This is a genomic window from Actinomycetospora sp. (genome assembly GCF_055612215.1).
Window position 1 is genome coordinate 1 of record NZ_JBVPVA010000999.1, and the last position, 2,204, is coordinate 2,204.

Genomic DNA, 2,204 nt, shown 5'->3' on the forward strand with positions numbered 1-2,204 from the left:
GTCCTGCAGTGCGGTCAACGCCGCGTAGCAGCGGGCCTGCGCGGATCGCAGCGCCTCCCACGCCGCCGCGGTCTCGGCCAACGCCGCAGCCGCCGCCGCCGACAGCCCGTCACCGTCGCAGGCGCCCTCGGCGGCACCGTCACCCTCGGAGGCACCGTCGCAGGCGCCGTCGGCGGGGAGTCCGGGCACCGCCCACGACCCCGACCCGCCCACCGCAGCGTCGTCGTCGAGGTCCTGGAGGTCCTGGAGGTCGTGCCAGTCCGGGTCGTGCTCGGGCAGCGGGGCGAGGTCGTCGTCGACCCAGCCCGCGGGTTCCTCCCACGGCGGGGGCAGGTACGCGTCCCAGTGCGGGGACTCGTCGACGGGCACGGCCATGCACCCAGTATCGAACACGTGTTCGAACGACGGTAGCCGTCGGGCAGCGCAATTCGATCTCCGCGAACGGACCCCGAGATCCTGTCGATCAGACGATCGGCCGGACCCCGGCACCCCGACGACCCCAGGTCGACGGGGTCCGGGTCAGGCGACCTCGCCGTAGGAGACGACCGACAGGAACCGGATCGGCAGCTCGACGAGCTCCTGCGGGCCGTGCACGCCCTCGCCGTCGAGCTGGAGGGCGTCGCCGGGCCGCATCGTGTAGCGGGTGTCGCCGTGGCCGTAGACCATCACGCCGGCGAGCATGTAGAGCAGCTCGGTGCCGGGGTGCTGGAAGAGCGGGAACACCTCGCTGCGGGAGGTGAGCTCCACCAGGTGGGCCTCCATGCGGGCGTGCGGGCCCCGCAGGCCGCCGAGCAACGTGTAGTCGTGGCCCACCCGGGTGCCGCGGGCGACGATGCGCGCGCCCGCCCCGGCCGCGGTGTACACCGCCTCGCGCGGCCCCTCGGCGTCGCGGAAGAACGACGTGACCGGAACGTCGAGGGCCTCCGCGAGCCGCGCGAGGGTCGTGAGCGAGCACGACGTCCGGGCGTTCTCGATCTTGGAGAGCATCGCCTTCGAGATCCCGACCCGCGCGGCGGTCTCCGCGAGGCTCGTCCCCGCCTCCCGCCGCAGCGCGCGGAGCCGGGCGGCGATCGCCCGCTCGAGCCAGCCCTCGTGCGGGGCCGGGTCGGCGACCTCCCGCGCGGCCGGACCGTGGGTCGGCGGGACCGAGGAGTCCGAACTCACCGCATCTCCCCCGCCCCGACGTACGGGTGCGGCGAGCGCAACGGATCGCCCTCGGCGAACCGCTCGAGCCGGAAGTCCGACTCCGGGACCGCGGGGTCGGACGACCGACCGTCCACGACGAGGTCCGCCACGAGCGCCCCGACCGCGGGCGAGATCTTGAATCCGTGCCCCGAGAACCCCGCGGCGACGAGCAGGCCCGCAGGCCCGGCCGGCCCGATCACCGGGTTGTAGTCGGGGGTGACGTCGTAGCAGCCGGCATAGCTCCCGGCGACGGCCGCGTCGGGCAGGCCGGCGAAGCGGTGCGCGACCTTCCCGACCGCGGTGTCGAGCTCCTCGGAGGTCGCCGCGTCGAGGTACCGGTCCGGGTCGGCCTCGTGGAGCACCGCGAGGTCGGAGTTCCCGACGAGCAGCGTCCCGTCCGGTTCGGGGCGCACGTACATCAGCGAGACCAGGTCCGAGAACACCGGGACCGGGCCGAGGTCGACCCCCGGCGCCACCAGCACCAGTGACTCGCGGTGCGCGCGGACGGGCAGGTCGATCCCGAGCGGCTCGACGAGCGGCACCGACCACGGTCCGGCGGCGACCACGACCGTCCCGGCCGCGATCTCCTCGCCCGTGGCCAGCCGGACGCCCACGACCCGGTCCCCCCGCACGACCAGCTCCGTCACCGGCGACGACTGGCGGATCACCACACCCGCCCGACGGGCGGCGGCCGCGAACGCCTGCGCGGTGCGGTAGGCGTCGCCGTAGCCGCCGCGGGGCTCCCAGCCGAACGCCGCGAAGTCGTCGAGGTCGGCGACCGGCCAGAGCTTCCCGACGTCGGCCCGGTCGATCCGATCGGTCTCGACGCCGACCGCCCGCTGGGCGGCGAGGTTCGCGTCCAGTGCCTCGACGTTCCGCTCGTCGACCCCGACCACGTAGCCGGTGGTGACGAAGCCGAGGTCGTCGCCGAGCCGGTCGGCGGCCGACTCGAAGAACGCCAGCCCGCGCCGGGCCATCGCCGCCAGCGAGGACACGCCGTAGTGGCAGCGCACCACGCC

The 2,204-nt window shown here is 75.0% G+C and carries 3 protein-coding genes; all 3 read right to left on the minus strand.

Annotated elements, in window-relative coordinates; all coding sequences use genetic code 11:
- A partial coding sequence (locus AC0CYZ_RS27080) for a hypothetical protein (protein ID WP_472221147.1) occupies nucleotides 1–375 on the minus strand: 375 nt, incomplete at its 3' end.
- A 144-nt stretch (nucleotides 376–519) separates the two neighbouring features.
- Complete coding sequence (locus AC0CYZ_RS27085; protein ID WP_472221149.1) at nucleotides 520–1,164, minus strand: helix-turn-helix domain-containing protein; 645 nt, start codon at nucleotides 1,162–1,164, stop codon at nucleotides 520–522.
- Nucleotides 1,161–2,204: NAD(P)/FAD-dependent oxidoreductase (locus AC0CYZ_RS27090; RefSeq protein ID WP_472221151.1), on the minus strand; the 1,044-nt coding region annotated here is incomplete at its 5' end. The genes AC0CYZ_RS27090 and AC0CYZ_RS27085, both read right to left, overlap by 4 nt.